The sequence below is a fragment of the Elioraea tepidiphila DSM 17972 genome (assembly GCF_000378465.1).
Lineage (GTDB): Bacteria > Pseudomonadota > Alphaproteobacteria > Acetobacterales > Acetobacteraceae > Elioraea > Elioraea tepidiphila.
In genome coordinates, this window is the sequence record NZ_KB899938.1 from 23,492 (window position 1) to 43,324 (window position 19,833).

Genomic DNA, 19,833 nt, shown 5'->3' on the forward strand with positions numbered 1-19,833 from the left:
TCGTCAGCCGTTGGCGAAGTAGTCCATGATCCACGCGAATTCCTCGATCACCGCCCCACTCCTGACCGGCGGCTGATTGCGACGCCAGTTCTGGTCGCAGATCTCCCCGTCGCGGATGTAGGTCCAGCCGCCCCCACCTCTGCCCTGCTGGCCGTCGCTCCAGGCCAGCATGGACACGGCCAGGCGGATGTCGCCGCCGACCCTGACGGTACGGTTCCCCCGGATGCGCAGGTGCAGATGCGGATGCTCGGTCGTATTGTTCCCATTATAATAAAGATCGCCCCCCGAGCCGCGTACCCAGCCGCGATCGCGGAACTTCTTCGCGATGTCGTCGGTGAACATGTAGTTGATCGGTGGCGGTGATCCGGACATGGCAGATACTCCCGGATGTGCAGACCGAACAGAACAATATGCCCGCGGCTTCACGCGGGCAAGTTGCACCACGACGGCCTTCAGCGGTCATTCAGCGAGGGCGGGGCATGACCGGATGTGCCGGGACGGGCGCTGCGGATCATCTCCCAGGCCTCATGTCCTGCGAACGCTTCAGCCACCCGTATCGACCCAGCCTGCTGATGCCGCGGACGGGATCAGCAGGCCGTCGACCAGCCGATGCAGATCGCGGCATGTCCCATCGCTCCGCCCGAACGCTGGGTCGGGTCGGAGGTCATGACGACGCTCAGGCCGAGACGCGGCACGATGTGGATCATCTGCCCGCCGAAGCCCCAGGCGTAGAAGCGCGGGTATCCGTTCACTTCGGCCAGGAACCACGCATAGCCGTGCGGTGCGCCGGTGAAGCGCGAGGCGGTGCGCGGCGTCCAGCAGGCACGGATCCAGTCCTCGCGCAGCACCCGCGTGCCGCCGATGCGCCGCCAAGCCGATGGAGCTCAGCGAAACGCAACAGGTCGCGCGGCGAGAGCAGCATGTCGTTGCCGCCGACATAGATGCCCTGCGGATCGCGTGGCCAGGGCGGGATCTTGATGCCAAGCGGGGCCCCGAGCCATTCCCGCGCGAGCGCCAGGGTACTGCGCCCGGTGGCTTGCGTCAGCAGCGCGGCGAGCAGGTGCGAGTCGCCAGTGGAGTAGAGCATCGGCCCGCCCGGATCGGCGACGAAGGGGCGGGAGAGCACGTGGCGCACCCAGTCGGGGCTGATGACCCAGCGTCCGTAGTTCACGCACGAGGTGCGATCCAGCCCGGCGCGCATGGACAGCAGATGGACAGCAGGTGGTCGATCGTGATGGCGTGCAGCCGCGGGTCGGGGTTGCGCGGCAGCCGGTCCGCGAGCAGCGGCGCGATGGTCTGGTCCAGGCCGGTGAACACGCCGCGGTCGATCGCGATGCCGACGAGTGCGACGATCACCGCCTTCGACACGGACTTGATGTTGGCCCGCCGGTCGAGCGGCGGGCCGCCGAAGCGACGCGCGACGAGAATACGGCCGTCGCGCGCGACGATCAGGCTGTGCAGCGGCGTCAGGCCCGCAGCAGTCTCGAGCGCCCGGCCAAGCAAAGCCGGTTCGAGCGGCTGCGCCCTGGTTGCATACGGTACGGCGAGCGCGGCAGGTCCGACCAGGGCGGCGCGGCGTCGCCACGGTCGCATGAAGCCGATATAGCGCATCGATCCGTGCCCGCGAGGCTCGCTCGCGGGCGTTTCATCCTGCGTTGTACGCCTCGGCGTCGGTGCGGAGCGCATGTGGTGTAGGATGTTCGGCGAGGATCGGACTCCGGCGGCATGAGGTGACAACATGGCCAAGCCCGTGGCGTGGACGCATGGTTTCAAGCCCGCGATCACCCAGCAGCAACAACAGTTGATCCTCTGGTTCGAGGGCATGATCGTCGGGCTGGCCGCGCGTGCCGGCCAGCATCTCGGCGCACTCGACGTCGAAAGCGCGGGCAAGTTCGGCCTCAAGCTCGAGGAGCGGTTCCTGGCCGACAACCCGAAGCCTCATCGCTTCTTCCGCGCCTCGATCGGCTCGACGGTCGAGCGCAAGGTCTATGGCGAGCTCTGCGGCCTCTGGACCGGTGCAAAGCGCGTCATCCCGAGCGGGGACTGGGCCGGGGTGTATCAGGGCGAGATCGGCACCAAGGACGACATCGTCACCATCACCTTCGCGATCGAGTATCAGGCAAGCCACTCGCCCGTGCTGCCGTGCAGCTTCAAGAACTCGCGCCCGGACATCCGCCTGTCGATCGGCGCCGGCAGCGACGGGGTGAACTACGAGGCGCTGTTCGACCTGACCTCCGAGGGGCAGGTCGGCCACGTGTTGAAGAAGGGCGACAAGTGGCTGAGCAAGGCAAACGTCGCCTACGTGTCGGAGATCGTCTGGACCAACGACGACATCATGCACAAGTGACGGAGGGTCCGGGGACCGTTGGCCCCCGGGCTCATCGGTTCCTGAGGAGCTTCGCCGCCGCAGGCGCGAAATAGGTCAGCACCCCATCGGCGCCCGCGCGCTTGAACGCAAGCAGGCTCTCCATCATCGCCCGTTCGCCATCCAGCCAGCCGTTGCGCGCGGCACCGGCGATCATCGCGTATTCGCCTGACACCTGATACGCGAAGGTCGGCATGCCGAACGCGTCCTTCACCCGCCTCACTACGTCCAGATAGGGCATCCCGGGTTTCACCATCACCATGTCGGCGCCTTCGGCGATGTCCATGGCGACCTCGCGCAACGCCTCATCGGTGTTCGCAGGGTCCATCTGGTAGGTCTTCTTGTCGCCCTTCAGCGCGCCGCCCGAGCCGACCGCGTCGCGGAACGGCCCGTAGAAGGCCGAGGCGTATTTCGCCGCGTACGACATGATCCGGATGTGGATCAGTCCGGCCTGATCGAGCGTCGCCCGGATCGCGCCCACCCGTCCATCCATCATGTCGGAGGGCGCGATCACGTCGATCCCGGCCTCGGCCTGAACCAGGGCCTGCTTGCACAGGATCGCCACGCTCTCGTCGTTGGCGACATAGCCGTCGCGGATCACGCCGTCGTGGCCGTGCGAGGTGTACGGGTCGAGCGCGACATCGCCGACCAGCCCGATCGCACCGCCGACCGCCGCCTTGATGGCGCGGGCCGCCCGGCACATCAGGTTCTGCGGATTGCCGCTCTCCGTGCCATCCTCGTCCTTGAGTTCAGAGGGCGTGACCGGAAAGAGCGCGATCGCAGGGATGCCCAACGCCACGGCCTCTTCGGCGGCCCGCACGGCGCGATCGATGGTGAGGCGTTCCACGCCAGGCATCGAGGCGACGGGCTCGGATGCGTCCACGCCTTCGCGAATGAAGATCGGCCAGATCAGGTCGTCCGCGGTCAGCGTGTGCTCGGCGACCAGACGGCGCGTCCAGTCGTCGCGGCGGTTGCGGCGCGGCCGCGCCGTCGGGAATCGGCCCGTGTAGCGTTGCGGCACGGTGCTACTCCGCGGCCTTGCGCGCCGGCGCGGCCGCGGCCTCCAGCGCCTGGTCGATATCGGCAAGGATGTCGTCGATGTGCTCGATGCCGATCGAGAGGCGCACATAGCCCGGCGTCACGCCCGTCGCGGCCTGCTCCTGCTCGTTGAGCTGGCTGTGCGTGGTGCTCGCGGGGTGGATCGCGAGCGAGCGCGCATCACCGATATTGGCGACGTGGTACAGCAGCTTCAGCGAGTCGATGAACCGGCGCCCGGCCTCGCGGCCGCCGGCGAGCTCGAAGCCGATCAGCGCACCATAGCCGCCCTTGAGATAGGCCTCGGCGCGACGCCTCTGCTCGCCCTCGAACAGCGAGGGATGGATCACCCGCGTGACGGCCTTGTGCTGGGCAAGATGATTGGCGACCTTGAGCGCGTTCTCGCAGTGCCGCTCCATCCGCAGCGGCAAGGTTTCGAGCCCCTGGAGGAACAGGAAGGCGTTGAACGGGCTCATCGGTGCGCCGAGGTCCCGCAGGAGGATCACCCGCATGCGGATGATGTAGGCGATCGGGCCCAAGGGCTTCACCGCCTGGGTCCAGACCGCGCCGTGATAGGATGGATCGGGCTCGTTCAGGAGCGGGAAGCGCCTGGCGTTCGCTTCCCAATCGAAATTGCCGCCGTCGACGACGATGCCACCGATCGAGGTGCCGTGGCCCCCAATCCACTTCGTGGTGGAGTGCATCACGACCGCCGCGCCATGTTCGATGGGGCGGCACAGGACGGGCGCGGCCGTGTTGTCCATGATCAGCGGCACGCCGAGCCTGCGGCCGATCTCGGCGACCTCGCGCACGGGGAAGACGTGCAGTTTCGGGTTCGGCAGCGTCTCGGCGTAATAGCAGCGCGTCCTGTCGTCGGTCGCGCGGGCGAAGGCCTCCGGATCCGTCGGATCGACGAAGCGGACGTCCACGCCGAAGCCCTTCAGCGTGTTCGCGAACAGATTCCAGGTGCCGCCATAGAGATCGGTCGAGGAGACGATGTTGTCGCCCGCCCGGCAGAGATTCATCACCGCGAAGGTGGTGGCCGCCTGGCCCGAGCCGAGCGCGAGCGCGGCCACCCCGCCCTCCAGCGCCGCGACGCGCTTCTCCAGCACATCGACGGTTGGGTTCATGATCCGGGTGTAGATGTTGCCGAGCTCCTTCAGCGCGAACAGGTTCGCCGCGTGCTCGGTGCTGTCGAACTGATAGGACGTCGTCTGGTAGATTGGCACGGCGACGGCGCCGGTGGCGGAATCGCGCCGGTGGCCCGCGTGCAGGACGATGGTCTCGGGACGATGGCTCTGCGACATGGCGGTGTTCCCCGGAGTTGCCCGTGAGGGATGGCCGCGACGATAGGGCAGCCGGGCGGCAGCCGCTACCCGGGCGCGAGGTGATCTACGAGCACCGCCGGTTCGGCGCCTGGTTGCGGGTGGCGGCGGTTGATGCCGCAACAGGGCTGGAGGCGGTGGCCACCGGGCCGGCGGATGCACCGGCGATGGTGGAGCGACTGGCGGCGGCCAAGCTGCGGCGGCTGCTGGATGGACGACGATGATCGCTTGGATGCGGCTGTTGGTGTTCGCGACGGCGCTGCTCGTGGCGGCGCATGCCGAGGCAGGCGAGACTATGCATCTGACCTCCCGGGACGGTACCGTGCTGAACGCGGTGTTGATCCGACCGGCGGGGGAGGGGCCGCATCCGGCGGTGATCCTGCTGCATGGATGCGGCGGGCGCGATGCGCGCGCGGGCGGGCTCGATCCGCGCCACGCCGACTGGGCCAGGCGCCTCGCCGAAGCAGGTTTCGTCGTTCTGCTGCCGGAGAGTTTCACCTCGCGCGGACAGGGGCCGCAATGCGCGGTGCGCGAGCGGCACATGCTGCCCTGGCGCGAGCGGCGGGCGGATGCGCTGGGCGCACGCGACTGGCTGGCCGCCCAGCCCTTCGTCCGGGCCGACGGCATCGCTCTGATGGGCTGGAGCCATGGTGGCTCGACCGTGCTCGCGACCGCCGATGCGCCCGGATTTGCCGGATTCGTCGCCTTCTATCCCGGCTGCTCGCGGACGCTGCGCGCACCGTCCTTCGCCCCCGCGGCGCCGGTCCTGCTGCTGATCGGCGAGGCCGATGACTGGACGCCGCCTGGGCCCTGCCGCGCACTCGCCGAACGGGCGGGGCCGGTCGTCACCTATGTCGGCTATCCCGGCGCCTATCACGGCTTCGACGCGCCGGGGGCGCGCGTAAGGCTGCGCACGGGGCTTGCATTCACCGTGCGTGGCGACGGCACCGCGCATGTCGGCACCGACCCCGCGGCACGCGCGGATGCGATCGCGCGCGTGCCCGCCTGGCTCGTCGAGCGCACGGGCCGCTGAGGCCCCGGCGCACGCCGCCGCGACGGGCCTGGTGGCCGGAGCAGGTTCCTGTTGCCGTTCTGCACCGGACTGGGCAAGGCTTCATCCGTGGTAACGGAGTGCCCGCCATGCCCGAACTCGTCTGCCCGCGCTGCAAGCCAGCGTCCACCACCCTGACTAACGTGATCACCTGCATCGCCATGGGGCAGAAGGGGGTGACCAATCCCAATCCTCCGGGAGGAACGCTCGACATGCCGGCGATCGACACCGACAAGATGCGGTTCCCGTATTTCGGCAAGGGGCGGTCAAGAAACCTGATGGGCGCGGGATTCGTGGTCGGGTTCAAGGAGGAGATCACCAACGGGAACGGAGCCAATGGACGCGGCAACCGTTGGCGGCTCGACTACGATCCGGACAAGGGCCTGCATGTCAATTTCGAGAGCGACACGGTGCCGAAGATGGCGCACCGCTTCCATCGCATCGACGCCCAGCCCTTCGTGGCGAAGGTATGCGACTTCCCTGACGGCATGGCGAAACTGCATCCCGAGGAACAGGTGAAGCGGATGTGGTTCTCCTGGACCAAGATGTTTGTCGCCAAGGGCAAGCAGGTCGCCGAAGTGCAGAACGAGATGGCGAACGCCTACAAGGATATCGGCATCAAGGATGCCGACACCTTCATCAAACGGTTTGGCACGGGCTCGACCTACGGGAGCGTCGCCGACCTGCTGACGAACACGAACAGCTGACGGGTGAGGTGGGCGCGCGGACTCAGGCGCGGACGGGCAGGAAGGGCTCGAACCGCGTGACCACCGCGTCGAGATCCTCCGACAGATAGGCCCGGGCGGTGCGTGCAATGTCGGCGGGCAGCCCATGCACGGCTTCGGCGACCGCACCGGCAATGCAGCCCAGCGTATCGGCATCGCCGCCGAGTGCCACGGCCGTGCGCACCGCGCCCTCCCAGTCCCTTGCCTCGAACACCGCGGCAAGCGCGGGGGGCACGGTGCCGGCGGCGGAGACGTCGAAGCGCCCGGGCCTCAGCGCGGTCTCCGGCGTGAGATCGTAGCCGAACTGGGCGGTGATCCGCTCGCGCAACACCTCCACCGGTTTGCCGTGGCGCCCCAGCAGGATGGTGAGCGCGACCGCCTGCGCGGCCGCGATCGCGTCCGGGTGGTTGTGGGTGACCGCCGCCTGCGCCTCGGCGACGTCGAGCGCCTCGGTCTCATCCGCGGCAAGCCAGCCGACCGCTGAGACACGCATCGGCGCGCCGTTGCCCCAGGAGCCGTAGGCAGGGGCATGGTCAGTGTGCGCCCAGCGCCGGAACATACTGGCATAGCCGCGATTCGGATGCTGCCGCACGAATGCGCGCAACGCGCTTGCGTAGTCGCGATCGCCCATCAATGCCGCGGCGATCGCGATCGTACAGACGGTGTCGTCGGTGAAGCGGCAACGGGGATGGAACAGCGCAAAACTGCGCCGAGGGGCCGCATGCCCCTCGAACCGCGAGCCGATGATGTCGCCTGCGATCGCCCCCAGCATTCCGCATGCTATCAGGCCCAGGCCATCACGGCCATGAACGCGTACCCGGCCGCGAGCGCGCCAAGCGCCGCGAACGCCAGGTAGGCGGCGAACACCCGGGGCTTGACCAACGCCCACACCGCCATGGCGGCCGGGATGCTGGTGACACCACCGGCGAGCATGAAGGTCAGCCCCACGGCCGGGCTCATGCCGAGCCCGATCAGCCCCGAGACCAGCGGAATCGCGGCGAAGCCGTTGAGATAGGCCGGCACGCCGAGCAGTACCGCGAGCGGGATCGCGAACGCGTTGCCGTCACCGAGCAGCCGCGCGACCGCCTCGCCCGGGACCCACACCACCATCAGGCTCTCGATCAGGAAGGCGAGCGACAGCCAGCGCAGCAGGAACCAAGCCGACCGGCCCGACTCGGTGACGAACATCTGCGCGCGCTCGGGCTCGGTCCAGAAGCGCCAGACCGGGGCGGGCGGCTTGAGCGAGCGCTTGGCGCGGCAGGCCGAGGGCCGGCCGACGGTCGGGCGGAGCGGATCGGCAAGCCCCCCGGCGCCGACGATGGCGAGCGTGCCGAACCCGCCGAGCAGGCCGATCCCCAGGGCGGCGACCGTCTTGGCCACCGCGAACTCGACCCCGATCGCGCCGACCAGGATCGCGAACTGGTTCGGGTCCATCAGCGGGCTCGCGAGCCAGAACGCCATCACCGGCGCGATCGGCACGCCAGCGGCGAGCAGCCCCGCGATCAGCGGGATCACGCCGCAGGAGCAGAACGGCGAGAGCGCGCCGAACCCGGCCGCGGCGAGGATCGCAACCGTCTCGCGACCCTGGAAGGCGCGCGCGACCTGCTGGTCCGCGCCCGTGGCCTTGGCCCAGCCCGCGACCAGCACCGAGATCGCGAGGAACGGCGCGATCGAGGCGAGCGCGGCCGCGAGGAAGCGCAGGCTCGCGACGGCCTGACCCGGCGCAGCGATCAGCAGAACGATCAGCAGGGCGGAGATCGCGAGCAATACGCGGTCGGCGCAGCGGAGCCGGGCGCGCCAGTCCGGCTTCGGTGGGAGCGCAGCGTCGATCGCCGGGGTGGTCGTGGTCATCGGGTCATCTCCACAGGACCAGAAAAGTCGTTATTTCCGGGCACAAGACGATCACGCCGCATCGCGCGACGCGTCCTCCACGGCCGGCAGACCGGTGCAGCACTCCTGGCGCAGGAAGGCGATCACGTCGGTCAGCGCCTCGAAGCAGGGGCGGCAGAGCACGGTGCGGCCATCCTTCGTCTGGGTGACGAGATGGGCGGAGACGAGCCCGCGCAGATGGAAGGCAAGGGTGGAGGCCGGCATGCCGAGATGCGCCTGGATCTCGCCTACCGTCAGTCCATCCGGGCCGGCCTTGATCAGCAGGCGCATGATCTCCAGCCGGGCACGGTTGCCGAGCTGGGCGAGGGTGTCGGCGGCCTCCTCGAGCGTCATAATAATACTATGACACGGCGCTTCGACAAATGCAACCATATTTCCGGTTTTATCGTGATGAGCCTCCGTCCAGCCATGTCTTGTGTGCCGGTTTCCCCGCCTCCGCAGCCCGTGGTATGACGCGCCGGCCCGCCGGGATGCGGGCGCGAGGACTCCCCCGATGGCCGAGACAGGAACCAAACCAGCGGTCGCGATCGGCGCCGATCACGCCGGCTTTCCGCTGAAGGCGGCGCTCGCCGAGGCGCTGCGCGAGATGGGCCACCAGGTGCTGGATCTCGGCACGGACGGGACGGTTTCGGTCGACTACCCCGACTTCGCCCATGCCGTGTGCCGCGCGGTGGCCGAGGGCCGCGCGCGCTTCGGCGTGCTCGTGTGCGGCACCGGCATCGGCATGTCGATCGCGGCCAACCGCCATCCGGAGATCCGCTGCGCGCTGGTGCACGACGCCACCGGCGCGCGGCTCACCCGCGCGCACAACGACGCCAATGTGCTGGCGATGGGTGCGCGCATGACCGGCGTCGAGCCCGCGCTCGATGCGCTGCGCGCCTTCCTCGCCACGCCGTATGAGGGCGGCCGGCACGACCGCCGCCTCGCCAAGCTGACGCCTGTCCTGGAGGCCACCCGATGAACGTCGCCACACCCGCCGAGAGCCGCACGCGCTTCTTCACCGCCCCGCTCGCCGAGGTCGATCCGGCTGTGGCCGAGGCGATCGCGGGCGAACTCGCGCGCCAGCAGGACGGGATCGAGCTGATCGCCTCGGAGAACATCGTCTCGGCGGCGGTGCTGGAAGCCCAGGGCTCGGTGATGACGAACAAATACGCCGAGGGCTATCCGGGAAGGCGCTACTACGGCGGCTGCGTCGAGGTGGACAAGGTGGAGACCCTGGCGATCGAGCGCGCGCGCAAGCTGTTCGGGTGCGCCTTCGCCAACGTCCAGCCGCATTCGGGCGCGCAGGCGAACCAGGCCGTGATGCTGGCGCTGCTGAGCCCGGGCGACACGATCCTCGGCATGGACCTCGCCGCCGGCGGGCACCTGACGCACGGCGCCGCGGTGAACCTCTCGGGCAAGTGGTTCAAGGCGGTGACCTACGGCGTGCGGCGCGAGGACAGCCTGATCGACATGGACCAGGTCGCGCGGCTGGCCGCGGAGCACCGCCCCAAGATGATCGTGGTCGGCGGCAGCGCCATCCCGCGAGCGATTGATTTTGCGGCATTCCGCAAGATCGCCGACAGCGTGGGCGCGTACCTGATGGCGGATGTCGCCCACTTCGCCGGGCTGATCGCGGCGGGCATCTACCCGAGCCCGTTCCCGCACGCCCACGTGGTCACGACCACCACGCACAAGACGCTGCGGGGTCCGCGCGGCGGCATGATCCTCTCCGACGACGAGGCGCTCGGGAAGAAGATCAACTCGGCCGTGTTCCCGGGGCTCCAGGGCGGGCCGCTGATGCACGTGATCGCCGCCAAGGCGGTCGCGTTCGGCGAGGCGTTGACCCCCGCCTTCCGGGCCTATCAGAAGCAGGTGCTGGAGAACGCCCGGGCGCTGGCCGACGAGCTGCTCGGCCAGGGGTTCGGCGTCGTGACGGGCGGCACCGACTGTCACCTGATCCTGGTCGATCTCAGGCCCAAGAACCTCACCGGCAAGGCCGCCGAGGCGTCGCTCGAACGCGCCCATATCACCTGCAACAAGAACGCGGTGCCGTTCGATCCGGCCAAGCCCATGGTTACGTCCGGCATCCGGCTCGGCTCGCCGGCGGCGACCACGCGCGGCTTCGGCGTGGCCGAGTTCCGCGAGGTCGGGCGGATGATCGGCGAGGTGCTGGACGGGCTCGCGAAGTCGAATGACGGGTCGAACGATGCGGCCGAGCGTGCGGTGGCCGAGCGGGTGAAGGCGCTCTGCGCGCGTTTCCCGGTCTATCGCGCCTGAGCCGCCGATGCGCTGTCCTTTCTGCGGCCATGACGACACCCAGGTGAAGGATTCCCGCCCCACCGAGGACGGGGCGGCGATCCGGCGGCGGCGCTACTGCCCGGCGTGCAGCCAGCGCTTCACCACGGTCGAGCGCACGCAGCTCCGCGAACTCACGGTGGTGAAGAGCGACGGACGGCGCGTCGCCTTCGACCGCGACAAGCTCGCCAGGTCGATCCGCATCGCGCTCCGCAAGCGCCCCGTCGACGACGACAGGATCGAGCGCATCGTCAACAGCATCCAGCGCCAGTTGGAGACCTCCGGCGAGAGCGAGATCCCGTCCAAGATGATCGGCGAGATGGTGATGGACGTGCTGCGCGATCTCGACCCGGTGGCCTATGTGCGGTTCGCCTCGGTGTACCGGGATTTCCGCGAGGCCAAGGACTTCGAGCGGTTCGTTGGCGCGCTCGCCGATGGGCGCGGGGATTGAGCGGGTGTGACCGGCCCTCACCCTGACCCTTTCCCGCACGCGGGAGAGGGGACGCAGCGTCGCCACCGGGTTCCCTCTCCCGCCTCGGTGGGAGAGGGTCAGGGTGAGGGCCATGCTTCATGAGCCCCCCCGACGACATCGCGCATATGCGCGCCGCGCTTGCGCTCGCGCGCCGGGGCCTGGGCAATGTCGCGCCCAATCCGGCGGTCGGCTGCGTGATCGTGCGCGACGGCGCGGTAGTCGGTCGCGGCTGGACCCAGCCCGGCGGCCGGCCCCACGCCGAGACCGAGGCGCTGGCCCGGGCCGGCGAGGCGGCCCGGGGCGCGACCGCCTATGTCACGCTCGAACCCTGCTGCCACTGGGGCCGCACCCCGCCCTGCACCGATGCGCTGATCGCCGCCGGCATCGCGCGCGCGGTGGTCGCGCTGCGCGATCCCGACCCGCGCGTGAACGGCGAGGGCCTCGACCGGCTGCGCGCCGCCGGCATCACGGTGACCGAGGGCGTGCTGGAGGCCGAGGCCGCGCGGCTGAACGCCGGGTTCCTCTCGCGCGTGCGCGCAGGCCGTCCGCTGGTCACGCTCAAGCTCGCCACCACGCTGGACGGGCGCATCGCGGCCGCTTCGGGCGAGAGCCGTTGGATCACCGGGCCGGAAGCGCGCCGCCTCGCGCATCGGCTGCGCGCGCGTCACGACGCGGTGATGGTCGGATCGGGCACCGCGCTCGCCGACGACCCGGCGCTGACCGTGCGCATCCCCGGCCTCGTCCCGCCCGGGCACGCGGGCCCTGTGCGCATCGTCGCCGACGGGCGCCTCCGCCTGCCGCTCACCTCCGTGCTCGCCGCCACCGCGCGCGCCACGCCCACCTGGATCCTGACCACCCAGGGCGCGGACCGGCACCGCGTCTCCGCCTTCACCGATTGCGGCGTCACGGTCATCTCGATCCCCGCCGACCCGAACGGCCAGCCGGAACCGCGCGCGGCCTTGCGGGCGCTCGCGCAACGGGGCATCACCCGCGTGCTGGTCGAGGGCGGCGCGCGGCTCGCCGCCTCGCTGCTCCGCGCGGGCGTGGTGGATCGGCTCGCCTGGTTCCATGCCCCCGGCGTGCTCGGCGGAGACTCGGTGTCCGGGATCGAGGCGCTGGGGCTCGCCGGGCTCGACGCGATGCCCCGGTTCCGCGTCGTGGACAGCCTGACCGCGGGGCCCGATCGTCTGACGCTGTTGGAACGGGAGTAGCGCGATGTTCACGGGGATCGTCACCGATCTCGGCACGGTCCGGACCGTCGAGCCCGCGGGCCAGGGGCGCGACCTGCGCATCGTCATCGCCACCGCCTGGGACACGGGCGGGATCGCGCTCGGCGCCTCGGTCGCCTGCAACGGCTGCTGCCTGACGGTGGTGGAGAAGGACGAGGGCACGCTCGCCTTCAACGCCTCGGCCGAGACGCTGTCGAAGACCACGATCGGCCGCTGGCGGCCCGGCACGGCCGTGAACCTGGAGCGCTCGCTCCGCCTCGGTGACGAACTCGGCGGGCACCTGGTGCAGGGCCATATCGACGGGGTCGGCACGGTCGCGGAGGCGATCCCCGAGGGCGGCAGCACCCGGGTGCGGATCCGCCCGCCGCCGCACCTGATGCCATTCATCGCGCCGAAGGGCAGCGTTGCGGTGGACGGGGTCAGCCTGACCGTGAACGACGTTGACGCCGATGCCTTCGGGGTCAACATCATTCCCCACACGGCCAGCGTCACCACCTTCGGCCGGATGAAGCCCGGAGATCCCGTGAACATCGAGGTCGATCTGGTCGCGCGCTACCTCGCGCGGCTGCTGGATGCCAGGAGCTAGGCGTGGAGACCACGCGCATCCATTGGACCGACGCGCTCTCGCCGACCGAGGAGATTCTCGCCGAGGCGCGGGCGGGGCGGATGTTCATCCTGGTCGATGATGAGGACCGCGAGAATGAGGGCGACCTCGTCATTCCCGCCCAGTTCGCTGACGCGGCCGCGATCAACTTCATGGCCAAGCATGGCCGCGGGCTCATCTGCCTGGCGCTCACCGGCGAGCGCGTCGAGCAGCTCGGGCTCCGGCTGATGGCGCAGTCCAACGCCTCGCGCCACCACACCGCCTTCACCGTCTCGATCGAGGCGCGCGAGGGCATCACCACGGGCATCTCGGCGGCCGACCGCGCGCGCACGATCGCGGTGGCGATCGACCCGACGAAAGGGCCGAACGACATCACCACGCCGGGCCATGTGTTTCCGCTGCTCGCGCGCGAGGGGGGCGTGCTGGTGCGCGCGGGCCACACCGAGGCCGCGGTCGATCTCGCGCGCATGGCGGGGCTCAATCCCGCCGGCGTGATCTGCGAGATCATGAACGACGACGGCACCATGGCGCGGCTGCCGGACCTGATCGCCTTCGCCCAGCATCACGGGCTGAAGGTCGGCACGATCGCGGACCTGATCGCGCATCGCCGCCGCACCGAGCGCCTGGTGGAACGGCGCGCCGAGACCGTGATCGACAGCGTCCATGGCGGCACGTTCCGTCTGATCGTCTATGTCAACACGGTCGAGTACGCCGAGCATATCGCGCTGGTGAAGGGCGACATCGCGGCACCCGGTCCGGTGCTGGTGCGCATGCATGCGCTCAACGTGCTGACGGATGTGCTCGGAGATCGCGGCGGCTCGGACCTTGCGGCGGCGATGCGGATGATCGAGCGCGAGGGCAGGGGTGTGGTGGTGCTGATCCGCGAGCCGCGTCCGACAGCGATCTCCGAACGCGTGCTGCGTGCGGCCAATGGCGGGACGCCGCAGCTGCGCGACTACGGCGTCGGTGCGCAGATCCTGCTCGATCTGGGCGTGCGCGAGATGGCGCTGCTGACCAACCACCCGCGGACGATCGTGGGACTCGAGGGCTACGGGCTCTCGATCGTCGAGCATCGTCCGATCCCGCGCGAGGAGCGACCGTGACCGCACCGCATGTCCTGATCGTCGAGGCGCCGTACTACGCCGGGATCGCGGCCGGCATGCTGCGCGGCGCGACGCGCGTGCTCGACGAGGCCGGCGCGACGCACGAGGTGGTGCAGGTCGCCGGCGCCTTCGAGCTGCCGGGCGCGGTGCGGCTCGCGCTGAAGGCGATGGCCAGGACGGGTGGGCCCCGGTGGGACGGTTTCATTGCCTTGGGCTGTGTGGTGCGGGGCGAGACCGACCACTACGAGCACATCTGCACCCAGGCCGCGCGCGGCATCATGGACCTGACGGTTCAGTTCGGCGTCCCGGTCGCGTTCGGTGTGCTGACCGTGCATGACGAGGCGCAGGCGGAGGCGCGCGCGCGCGACGATGACATGAACAAGGGCGCGGAGGCGGCCAAGGCCGTGCTGGCGCAGGTCGCGCTCGCGCGGCGCTGGGGGGTCTGATGGCGCGACCGAAGCGCGGCACCCCGCCCGGGCGTCCGCGCACCGCCGCGCGGCTTGCGGCCGTGCAGGCGCTCTATCAGGCCGAGCACGCCGGGATCAGCCCGGAGACCGCGCTCGACGAGTTCGTCCGCCACCGTGTGGCCGGCGCCGAGGCCGCGCCGCTCGCCGAGGCCGCCGTGGAGGAGGGCAGGGCGCCGGGCGCGCATGTGCCGCTGCTCGCCGCGATCGTGCGCGGCTGGGCGGTCAACGCCGAGGCGCTCGATGGCGCGATCTCGGCTGCCCTCGCAAAGGACTGGCCTATGGAGCGGCTCGACCCGGTGCTGCGCGCGCTCCTGCGCGCCGCCGCCGCCGAGCTGTTCGACGCCGCCGGGGCGCCCGCGCGCGCGGTGATCAACGAGTATCTCGACATCGCCCACGGATTCTTCTCGGGCGACGAGCCGCGTTTCGCCAACGGCGTGCTCGACCGCCTCGCGCGGCTGATGCGCGCGCAGGAGTTCGAACAGGACCGGGCGGGCGCCTGATGGCCCTGCCCGGAGAGTTCGCCCTGATCGCCCGGCATTTCCGCCCGCTCGCCGAGGGCGTGCCGGGCGCGCTCGCCCTCGCCGACGATGCCGCCCTGCTCGATGCGCCGCCGGGGCGCACGCTGGTGCTGGCGGCCGACGCGATGGTCGCGGGCGTGCATTTCCTGCCCGACGATCCGCCCGACACGATCGGCCGCAAGCTCCTGCGCGTGAACCTCTCGGATCTCGCCGCGATGGGTGCCGAGCCGCTCGGCTATCTGATGACCACGGCGCTGCCGCCGGACATGACGCCCGAGTGGCTGGACGCGTTCGCGCGCGGATTGAAGGAGGACCAGCGCAGCTTTGGCTGCGGTCTGCTCGGCGGCGATACGGTCTCGACGCCGGGGCCGCTGACATTGTCGCTGACGGTCGTCGGCAGTGTCGCGCCGGGGCGCGCGCTGACGCGGGCCGGCGCGCGCCTCGGCGATGCCGTATGGGTCAGCGGCACCATCGGCGACGGTGCGCTCGGGCTGCTTGCGTTGACGGATCGGCTGCCGCAACTCGCCGAGGTGCAGCGCGACGCGCTCGCCGAACGCTACCGCCTGCCGCGGCCGCGCCTGCTGCTCGGACGGCTTCTCTCCGGCATCGCCACCGCCTGTCTCGATGTCTCGGACGGTCTGGTGCAGGACCTCGGCCATCTCTGCCGCGCGGCCGGACTCTCGGCGGAGCTCGACGCCGAGGCGGTACCGCTGTCCGAGGCCGCGCGCGCGGCGGTCGCGGCCGATCCGGCGCTGCTCGCGCGCTGCCTGACGGGTGGTGATGACTACGAGCTCGTGTTCACCGCGCCCGAGTCGGAGGCCGTCATGCTCGCGGGCATCGCCACCGCGGTCGGCATCCCGGTCGCGCGCATCGGCCGGATGATCGCGCCCGGCGAGACCGAAGTGCGCGTGCTGCGCGATGGCGCGCCGCTCCGGCTCACCGAGACCGGCTGGAGCCACATCCGATGATCAGGCTCCGCGAGCCGAAGCGCACGGTCGGGCTGCTGTTCCTCGCCCAGGCGCTGAACCAGTCGGCGATGACCGGGCAGGTGGCGATGGCCGCGCTGATCGGCCACGCGCTCGCCGAGGACAAGGCGCTCGCCACCCTGCCCATGGCCGTGCAGATGCTGGCGACCATGTCGGTGTCGATCCCGGGCGCGGTGATCTTCGGCAGGCTCGGACGTTATGCTGGATTCCTCACGGGCGCGGCCGCGTCCCTGATCGCGATGGGCGTGTTCTTCTCCGCGCTCTGGATCGGCTCGTTCCGGCTGTTCCTGCTGGGCTGCGTGTTCTCGGGCGCCGGCTTCGGCATCTCGATGTATTACCGCTTCGCCGCCGCCGAGGTCGCCGAACCCGCCTACCGCCCGAAGGCGATCAGCCTGGTGATGGCGGGCGGCGTGATCGGCGCCTTCCTCGGCCCCACTGTGGTCAAGCTGACCAAGGACCTGTTCGCGCCTGTGCTGTTCGCCGGCACCTATCTCGCCTTCGCCGCGATCCCGATCCTGACGGCGCTGCTGGTCACCGCGATGCGCCTGCCGCCGGCGCCGCACCCCGCGGGCTCGGCCCCGGTCAGGCTCGGCCCGATCCTGCGCCGGCCCGGGGTGTTCGTCGCGATCCTCTGCGCGGTGGTCGGCTGGGACACGATGAACCTGCTGATGGCGGTCACCCCGCTCGAAATGATGTTGTGCGGCTTCACCGTCAGCGACAGCGCGACGATCATCCAATGGCATGCGGCGGCCATGTTCGCGCCCTCCTTCGTCACCGGCCATCTGATCGCGCGATTCGGCCTGCTGCGCGTGATCGGCACCGGCGCGGTGCTGACCGGCATCTGCGCTGCCGTGGCCCTCTCGGGGGCGAGCTTCGCGCATTTCTGGGTGGCGCTGGTGGCGCTCGGGGTCGGCTGGAACTTCATGTTCGTCGGCGCGACCGCGCTGCTCACCGCCTCGCACACGCCGGCCGAGCGCACCAAGGCGCAGGCCGCGAACGACGTGATCGTGTTCGGCTCCGTCACGATCACCTCGGTCGCGTCGGGCGCGATCCACCACCTGTTCGGATGGGCGGTGCTGAACCTCGCCGTGATCCCGGCGCTGATCGTCGCCCTCCTGGCGCTCGCCTGGCTGGCACGGCAACGCTCGGCGGCGCAGCTCCGGCCGGCCTGAGCCCGGCCGCTCCCCGGGCCGGATTGCGCCTCCGGGAGAGGTCTGGCATACCCCGCCCGCCTCGCGGCGCCGTGACATGCCCGGGGGCCGGGAGGCGCGCCCGCCGCGCACGCCGCGCCATGAACGACCAGCACCGGATCGGATGCCGCCCATGATGACTTTCCAGTTCATCCTCGTGATCGTCTGCGGCCTCTTGGCCGTGGGCTTCGGCGCCTACGCGGGCAAGATCGTGCTCGCCGCGCCGGCCGGGACCGCGCGGATGCAGGAGATCGCGGCGGCGGTGCAGCAGGGCGCGCAGGCCTATCTGAACCGCCAGTACACCACGATCGCGATGGTCGGCGTGGTCGTGACGGTGCTGCTCGGCGCGTTGCTGTCGCTCTGGTCGGCGATCGGCTTCGTGATCGGCGCGGTGCTCTCGGGGGCCGCCGGCTATATCGGCATGAACGTCTCGGTGCGCGCGAATGTCCGCACGGCCGAGGCGGCGCGGCAGGGGCTTCAGCCCGCGCTCGACCTCTCGTTCCGGGCCGGCGCGATCACCGGGCTGCTGGTCGTCGGCCTCGGCCTGCTCGGCGTGGTCGTGTACTGGGCGATCCTCGCGGGCGCCGGCGTCGAGCAGCGCGTGATCCTCGAGGCGCTGATCGCGCTCTCCTTCGGCGGCTCGCTGATCTCGATCTTCGCCCGCCTCGGCGGCGGCATCTTCACCAAGGGGGCCGATGTCGGCGCCGATCTGGTCGGCAAGGTCGAGGCCGGCATCCCCGAGGATGATCCGCGCAACCCGGCCGTGATCGCCGACAACGTGGGCGACAACGTCGGCGACTGCGCGGGCATGGCGGCCGACCTGTTCGAGACCTACGTGGTCGCGATGGTGGCGACCATGCTCCTCGGCGCGATCTTTTTCTCGGGCGCGGCCGTCAGCACGCTGATGATGCTGCCGCTGGTGATCGGCGGCGTGTGCATCGCGGCCTCGGTCGGCGGCACGTTCTTCGTCAAGCTCGACGGCTCGAACAACATCATGAAGGCCCTCTACAAGGGCTTCATCGCGACTGGCGCGATCGCCGCGTTCCTGATCCTGATCGTGATGTTCCTGTTCGTCGGCCTGACGACCACCTACACGCCGTCGAGCGGGCCGTCCTTCACCGGCTTCGGGCTGTTCGTCTGCGCCCTCGTCGGGCTGCTGGTGACGGCCGCGATCGTGTGGGTGACCGAGTACTACACCGGCACCGACTATCGTCCGGTCAAGACGATCGCCGATGCCTCGACCACGGGCCACGGGACCAACATCATCCAGGGCCTGGCCATGAGCATGGAGGCGACCGCCGCCCCGGTGATCGTCATCTGCCTCGGCATCCTGGTGAGCTACCTCACCGCGGGCGTCTACGGCATCTCGATCGCGGTCACGACCATGCTGGCGCTCGCCGGCATGGTGGTGGCGCTCGACGCCTATGGTCCGGTGACCGACAACGCCGGCGGCATCGCCGAGATGGCCGATCTGCCGCCGGATGTGCGCGTGACCACCGACGCACTCGACGCGGTCGGCAACACCACCAAGGCGGTCACCAAGGGCTACGCGATCGGCTCGGCCGGGCTCGCCGCGGTGGTGCTGTTTGCCGCCTATATCGAGGACCTGAAGCACTACTTCCCGGATATCGAAGTGGCGTTCTCGCTCGCCGATCCGTTCGTCGTGGTCGGCCTGTTCGCGGGTGGCCTGCTGCCCTACCTGTTCGGCGCGATGGGCATGACCGCGGTCGGCCGCGCGGCGGGCGCGGTGGTGGTCGAGGTGCGCCGCCAGTTCCGCGAGATCGCCGGGATCATGGAAGGCACCGCGAAGCCCGACTACGGCCGCGCCGTGGACATGCTGACCAAGGCCGCGATCAAGGAGATGGTCATCCCCTCGATGCTGCCGGTGTTCGCGCCGGTGGTGCTGTGGGTGGTGATCTGGGCGATCGCCGGTCAGGCGGCGGCGTTCTCGGCGCTCGGCGCGATGCTGCTCGGCACGATCGTCACCGGCATCTTCGTCGCGATCTCGATGACCGCCGGCGGCGGCGCCTGGGACAACGCCAAGAAGCTGATCGAGACGGGCTTGCACGGCGGCAAGGGCTCGGAGGCGCACAAGGCGGCCGTCACCGGCGATACCGTGGGCGACCCCTACAAGGACACGGCGGGGCCGGCGGTGAACCCGATGATCAAGATCATCAACATCGTCGCGCTGCTGCTGCTCGCGATCCTCGCCAAGCTGCTCGCCTGACCGACGGGCGGCCCAACGACTGCGCCCCGCCGGAGCGATCCGGCGGGGCGCTTCCGTTTCACCGGCCGGGTGGATGCCGCGCGGCGCGGCCTCTAGAGCCTGATCCATTTACGGTGAAGCATAGCCTGCGTGCCGGAAGTAGTTGGCGCATTCGGTGGGTGAGAACTCGCCGAGCAGGGCGCCGATGCGGTGCCATACGGTGGCGATGGATCGCTCGTCGGCCTTTCGCAGCAGGGTCTTGAGCTTGGCGAACATCATCTCGATCGGGTTCAGGTCCGGGCTGTAGGGCGGCAGGGACAGCAGGTGGGCGCCGGTGGCGCGGATGGCGCGGCGGACGGCGACGCCCTTGTGACTGCCGAGATTGTCGAG

At 70.2% G+C, this 19,833-nt stretch carries 25 protein-coding genes; 15 read left to right on the forward strand and 10 right to left on the reverse strand.

Features of this window, described 5'->3' with window-relative positions; all coding sequences use genetic code 11:
* Positions 1–3: 3 nt before the first annotated feature.
* The 4 genes from F563_RS0118585 to F563_RS25755 all read right to left on the reverse strand — a co-directional run bounded on the left by F563_RS0118585 (position 4) and on the right by F563_RS25755 (position 1,686).
* The gene (locus F563_RS0118585) at positions 4–372 is read right to left on the reverse strand and encodes a hypothetical protein (protein ID WP_026299711.1); all 369 of its coding nucleotides are present in this window, start codon (positions 370–372) and stop codon (positions 4–6) included.
* A 215-nt stretch (positions 373–587) separates the two neighbouring features.
* On the reverse strand, positions 588–752 hold the full coding sequence (locus F563_RS25745; protein ID WP_245557169.1) for a hypothetical protein: 165 nt from the start codon (positions 750–752) through the stop codon (positions 588–590).
* Positions 749–1,201, reverse strand: coding sequence for a serine hydrolase domain-containing protein (locus F563_RS25750; protein WP_245557170.1), 453 nt, complete (start codon positions 1,199–1,201; stop codon positions 749–751). Before F563_RS25750 ends, F563_RS25745 begins: the two co-directional genes overlap by 4 nt.
* Complete coding sequence (locus F563_RS25755) at positions 1,168–1,686, reverse strand: serine hydrolase (protein ID WP_245557171.1); 519 nt, start codon at positions 1,684–1,686, stop codon at positions 1,168–1,170. The genes F563_RS25750 and F563_RS25755 overlap by 34 nt, the downstream gene beginning before the upstream one ends.
* 52 nt (positions 1,687–1,738) lie before the next feature.
* Here F563_RS25755 and F563_RS0118595 point away from each other — a divergent pair, with 52 nt between their 5' ends.
* Positions 1,739–2,347 carry a hypothetical protein gene (locus F563_RS0118595; protein WP_019016203.1) on the forward strand — a complete coding sequence of 203 codons (609 nt, stop codon included), beginning with the start codon at positions 1,739–1,741 and terminating at the stop codon, positions 2,345–2,347.
* Positions 2,348–2,378: 31 nt separating this feature from the next.
* Here the strand turns inward: F563_RS0118595 and hemB are convergent, their stop codons facing one another.
* On the reverse strand, positions 2,379–3,386 hold the full coding sequence (hemB, locus tag F563_RS0118600; RefSeq protein WP_019016204.1) for a porphobilinogen synthase: 1,008 nt from the start codon (positions 3,384–3,386) through the stop codon (positions 2,379–2,381).
* 4 nt (positions 3,387–3,390) lie between these two features.
* The gene (locus tag F563_RS0118605; RefSeq protein ID WP_019016205.1) at positions 3,391–4,707 is read right to left on the reverse strand and encodes an O-acetylhomoserine aminocarboxypropyltransferase/cysteine synthase family protein; all 1,317 of its coding nucleotides are present in this window, start codon (positions 4,705–4,707) and stop codon (positions 3,391–3,393) included.
* Positions 4,708–4,787: 80 nt separating this feature from the next.
* On the opposite strand from F563_RS0118605, the gene F563_RS25260 reads away from it, so the two are divergent.
* The 3 genes from F563_RS25260 (at position 4,788) to F563_RS0118620 (ending at position 6,483) form a co-directional block, all read left to right on the forward strand.
* Positions 4,788–4,949: a DUF6898 family protein gene (locus tag F563_RS25260; RefSeq protein ID WP_019016206.1), complete on the forward strand. Its 162-nt coding sequence runs from the start codon at positions 4,788–4,790 to the stop codon at positions 4,947–4,949.
* 8 nt (positions 4,950–4,957) lie between these two features.
* On the forward strand, positions 4,958–5,758 hold the full coding sequence (locus tag F563_RS23290) for a dienelactone hydrolase family protein (protein ID WP_051089430.1): 801 nt from the start codon (positions 4,958–4,960) through the stop codon (positions 5,756–5,758).
* Between the two features lie 107 nt (positions 5,759–5,865).
* Positions 5,866–6,483, forward strand: coding sequence for a hypothetical protein (locus F563_RS0118620; protein ID WP_156825262.1), 618 nt, complete (start codon positions 5,866–5,868; stop codon positions 6,481–6,483).
* 22 nt (positions 6,484–6,505) lie between these two features.
* Here the strand turns inward: F563_RS0118620 and F563_RS0118625 are convergent, their stop codons facing one another.
* From F563_RS0118625 to F563_RS0118635, 3 genes are read right to left on the reverse strand one after another with little or no spacing between them, the layout of a single operon-like run.
* A complete protein-coding gene (locus F563_RS0118625; RefSeq protein WP_019016209.1) occupies positions 6,506–7,273 on the reverse strand; it encodes an ADP-ribosylglycohydrolase family protein in 768 nt (255 codons plus the stop codon).
* A gap of 11 nt (positions 7,274–7,284) precedes the next feature.
* Positions 7,285–8,352 carry a permease gene (locus tag F563_RS0118630; RefSeq protein WP_019016210.1) on the reverse strand — a complete coding sequence of 356 codons (1,068 nt, stop codon included), beginning with the start codon at positions 8,350–8,352 and terminating at the stop codon, positions 7,285–7,287.
* Positions 8,353–8,403: 51 nt separating this feature from the next.
* Entirely contained in the window at positions 8,404–8,724 is a 321-nt protein-coding gene (locus F563_RS0118635) for an ArsR/SmtB family transcription factor (RefSeq protein ID WP_019016211.1), read from the reverse strand.
* A 160-nt stretch (positions 8,725–8,884) separates the two neighbouring features.
* Between F563_RS0118635 and rpiB the strand changes: the two genes are divergently transcribed.
* From rpiB to F563_RS0118690, 11 genes are all read left to right on the forward strand, one after another.
* Positions 8,885–9,352 carry a ribose 5-phosphate isomerase B gene (gene rpiB, locus F563_RS0118640; protein ID WP_019016212.1) on the forward strand — a complete coding sequence of 156 codons (468 nt, stop codon included), beginning with the start codon at positions 8,885–8,887 and terminating at the stop codon, positions 9,350–9,352.
* Positions 9,349–10,650: a serine hydroxymethyltransferase gene (gene glyA, locus F563_RS0118645; protein WP_019016213.1), complete on the forward strand. Its 1,302-nt coding sequence runs from the start codon at positions 9,349–9,351 to the stop codon at positions 10,648–10,650. The genes rpiB and glyA overlap by 4 nt, the downstream gene beginning before the upstream one ends.
* Before the next feature lie 7 nt (positions 10,651–10,657).
* Positions 10,658–11,119, forward strand: a complete 462-nt coding sequence (gene nrdR / locus F563_RS0118650) for a transcriptional regulator NrdR (RefSeq protein WP_019016214.1) — start codon at positions 10,658–10,660, stop codon at positions 11,117–11,119.
* Positions 11,120–11,238: 119 nt separating this feature from the next.
* Positions 11,239–12,351: a bifunctional diaminohydroxyphosphoribosylaminopyrimidine deaminase/5-amino-6-(5-phosphoribosylamino)uracil reductase RibD gene (gene ribD, locus F563_RS0118655; RefSeq protein ID WP_019016215.1), complete on the forward strand. Its 1,113-nt coding sequence runs from the start codon at positions 11,239–11,241 to the stop codon at positions 12,349–12,351.
* Between the two features lie 4 nt (positions 12,352–12,355).
* Entirely contained in the window at positions 12,356–12,955 is a 600-nt protein-coding gene (locus F563_RS0118660; RefSeq protein ID WP_019016216.1) for a riboflavin synthase, read from the forward strand.
* Positions 12,956–12,957: 2 nt separating this feature from the next.
* On the forward strand, positions 12,958–14,076 hold the full coding sequence (ribB, locus tag F563_RS0118665; protein ID WP_019016217.1) for a 3,4-dihydroxy-2-butanone-4-phosphate synthase: 1,119 nt from the start codon (positions 12,958–12,960) through the stop codon (positions 14,074–14,076).
* On the forward strand, positions 14,073–14,522 hold the full coding sequence (gene ribH, locus F563_RS0118670) for a 6,7-dimethyl-8-ribityllumazine synthase (RefSeq protein WP_019016218.1): 450 nt from the start codon (positions 14,073–14,075) through the stop codon (positions 14,520–14,522). The genes ribB and ribH overlap by 4 nt, the downstream gene beginning before the upstream one ends.
* Positions 14,522–15,043 (forward strand): transcription antitermination factor NusB, encoded by a 522-nt coding sequence (nusB, locus tag F563_RS0118675; protein ID WP_019016219.1) that lies wholly within the window; start codon positions 14,522–14,524, stop codon positions 15,041–15,043. Before ribH ends, nusB begins: the two co-directional genes overlap by 1 nt.
* Positions 15,043–16,029 carry a thiamine-phosphate kinase gene (gene thiL, locus F563_RS0118680; protein ID WP_019016220.1) on the forward strand — a complete coding sequence of 329 codons (987 nt, stop codon included), beginning with the start codon at positions 15,043–15,045 and terminating at the stop codon, positions 16,027–16,029. Before nusB ends, thiL begins: the two co-directional genes overlap by 1 nt.
* Positions 16,026–17,219, forward strand: coding sequence for an MFS transporter (locus F563_RS0118685; RefSeq protein WP_019016221.1), 1,194 nt, complete (start codon positions 16,026–16,028; stop codon positions 17,217–17,219). The genes thiL and F563_RS0118685 overlap by 4 nt, the downstream gene beginning before the upstream one ends.
* Positions 17,220–17,370: 151 nt before the next feature.
* On the forward strand, positions 17,371–19,464 hold the full coding sequence (locus F563_RS0118690) for a sodium-translocating pyrophosphatase (protein WP_019016222.1): 2,094 nt from the start codon (positions 17,371–17,373) through the stop codon (positions 19,462–19,464).
* A 108-nt stretch (positions 19,465–19,572) separates the two neighbouring features.
* Here F563_RS0118690 and F563_RS0118695 read toward each other — a convergent pair.
* Positions 19,573–19,833: transposase (locus tag F563_RS0118695; protein WP_019016223.1), on the reverse strand; the 261-nt coding region annotated here is incomplete at its 5' end.

Bases quoted from the DNA above. Each gene is read 5' to 3' on its own strand.
- F563_RS0118585 (WP_026299711.1), bottom strand. From the start codon at position 372: ATGTCCGGATCACCGCCACCGATCAACTACATGTTCACCGACGACATC.
- F563_RS25750 (WP_245557170.1), bottom strand. From the start codon at position 1,201: ATGCGCGCCGGGCTGGATCGCACCTCGTGCGTGAACTACGGACGCTGG.
- F563_RS25755 (WP_245557171.1), bottom strand. From the start codon at position 1,686: ATGCGCTCCGCACCGACGCCGAGGCGTACAACGCAGGATGAAACGCCC.
- F563_RS0118595 (WP_019016203.1), top strand. From the start codon at position 1,739: ATGGCCAAGCCCGTGGCGTGGACGCATGGTTTCAAGCCCGCGATCACC.
- F563_RS0118605 (WP_019016205.1), bottom strand. From the start codon at position 4,707: ATGTCGCAGAGCCATCGTCCCGAGACCATCGTCCTGCACGCGGGCCAC.
- F563_RS23290 (WP_051089430.1), top strand. From the start codon at position 4,958: ATGCGGCTGTTGGTGTTCGCGACGGCGCTGCTCGTGGCGGCGCATGCC.
- F563_RS0118620 (WP_156825262.1), top strand. From the start codon at position 5,866: ATGCCCGAACTCGTCTGCCCGCGCTGCAAGCCAGCGTCCACCACCCTG.
- F563_RS0118625 (WP_019016209.1), bottom strand. From the start codon at position 7,273: ATGCTGGGGGCGATCGCAGGCGACATCATCGGCTCGCGGTTCGAGGGG.
- F563_RS0118630 (WP_019016210.1), bottom strand. From the start codon at position 8,352: ATGACCACGACCACCCCGGCGATCGACGCTGCGCTCCCACCGAAGCCG.
- F563_RS0118635 (WP_019016211.1), bottom strand. From the start codon at position 8,724: ATGACGCTCGAGGAGGCCGCCGACACCCTCGCCCAGCTCGGCAACCGT.
- rpiB (WP_019016212.1), top strand. From the start codon at position 8,885: ATGGCCGAGACAGGAACCAAACCAGCGGTCGCGATCGGCGCCGATCAC.
- glyA (WP_019016213.1), top strand. From the start codon at position 9,349: ATGAACGTCGCCACACCCGCCGAGAGCCGCACGCGCTTCTTCACCGCC.
- nrdR (WP_019016214.1), top strand. From the start codon at position 10,658: ATGCGCTGTCCTTTCTGCGGCCATGACGACACCCAGGTGAAGGATTCC.
- ribD (WP_019016215.1), top strand. From the start codon at position 11,239: ATGAGCCCCCCCGACGACATCGCGCATATGCGCGCCGCGCTTGCGCTC.
- F563_RS0118660 (WP_019016216.1), top strand. From the start codon at position 12,356: ATGTTCACGGGGATCGTCACCGATCTCGGCACGGTCCGGACCGTCGAG.
- nusB (WP_019016219.1), top strand. From the start codon at position 14,522: ATGGCGCGACCGAAGCGCGGCACCCCGCCCGGGCGTCCGCGCACCGCC.
- thiL (WP_019016220.1), top strand. From the start codon at position 15,043: ATGGCCCTGCCCGGAGAGTTCGCCCTGATCGCCCGGCATTTCCGCCCG.
- F563_RS0118685 (WP_019016221.1), top strand. From the start codon at position 16,026: ATGATCAGGCTCCGCGAGCCGAAGCGCACGGTCGGGCTGCTGTTCCTC.
- F563_RS0118690 (WP_019016222.1), top strand. From the start codon at position 17,371: ATGATGACTTTCCAGTTCATCCTCGTGATCGTCTGCGGCCTCTTGGCC.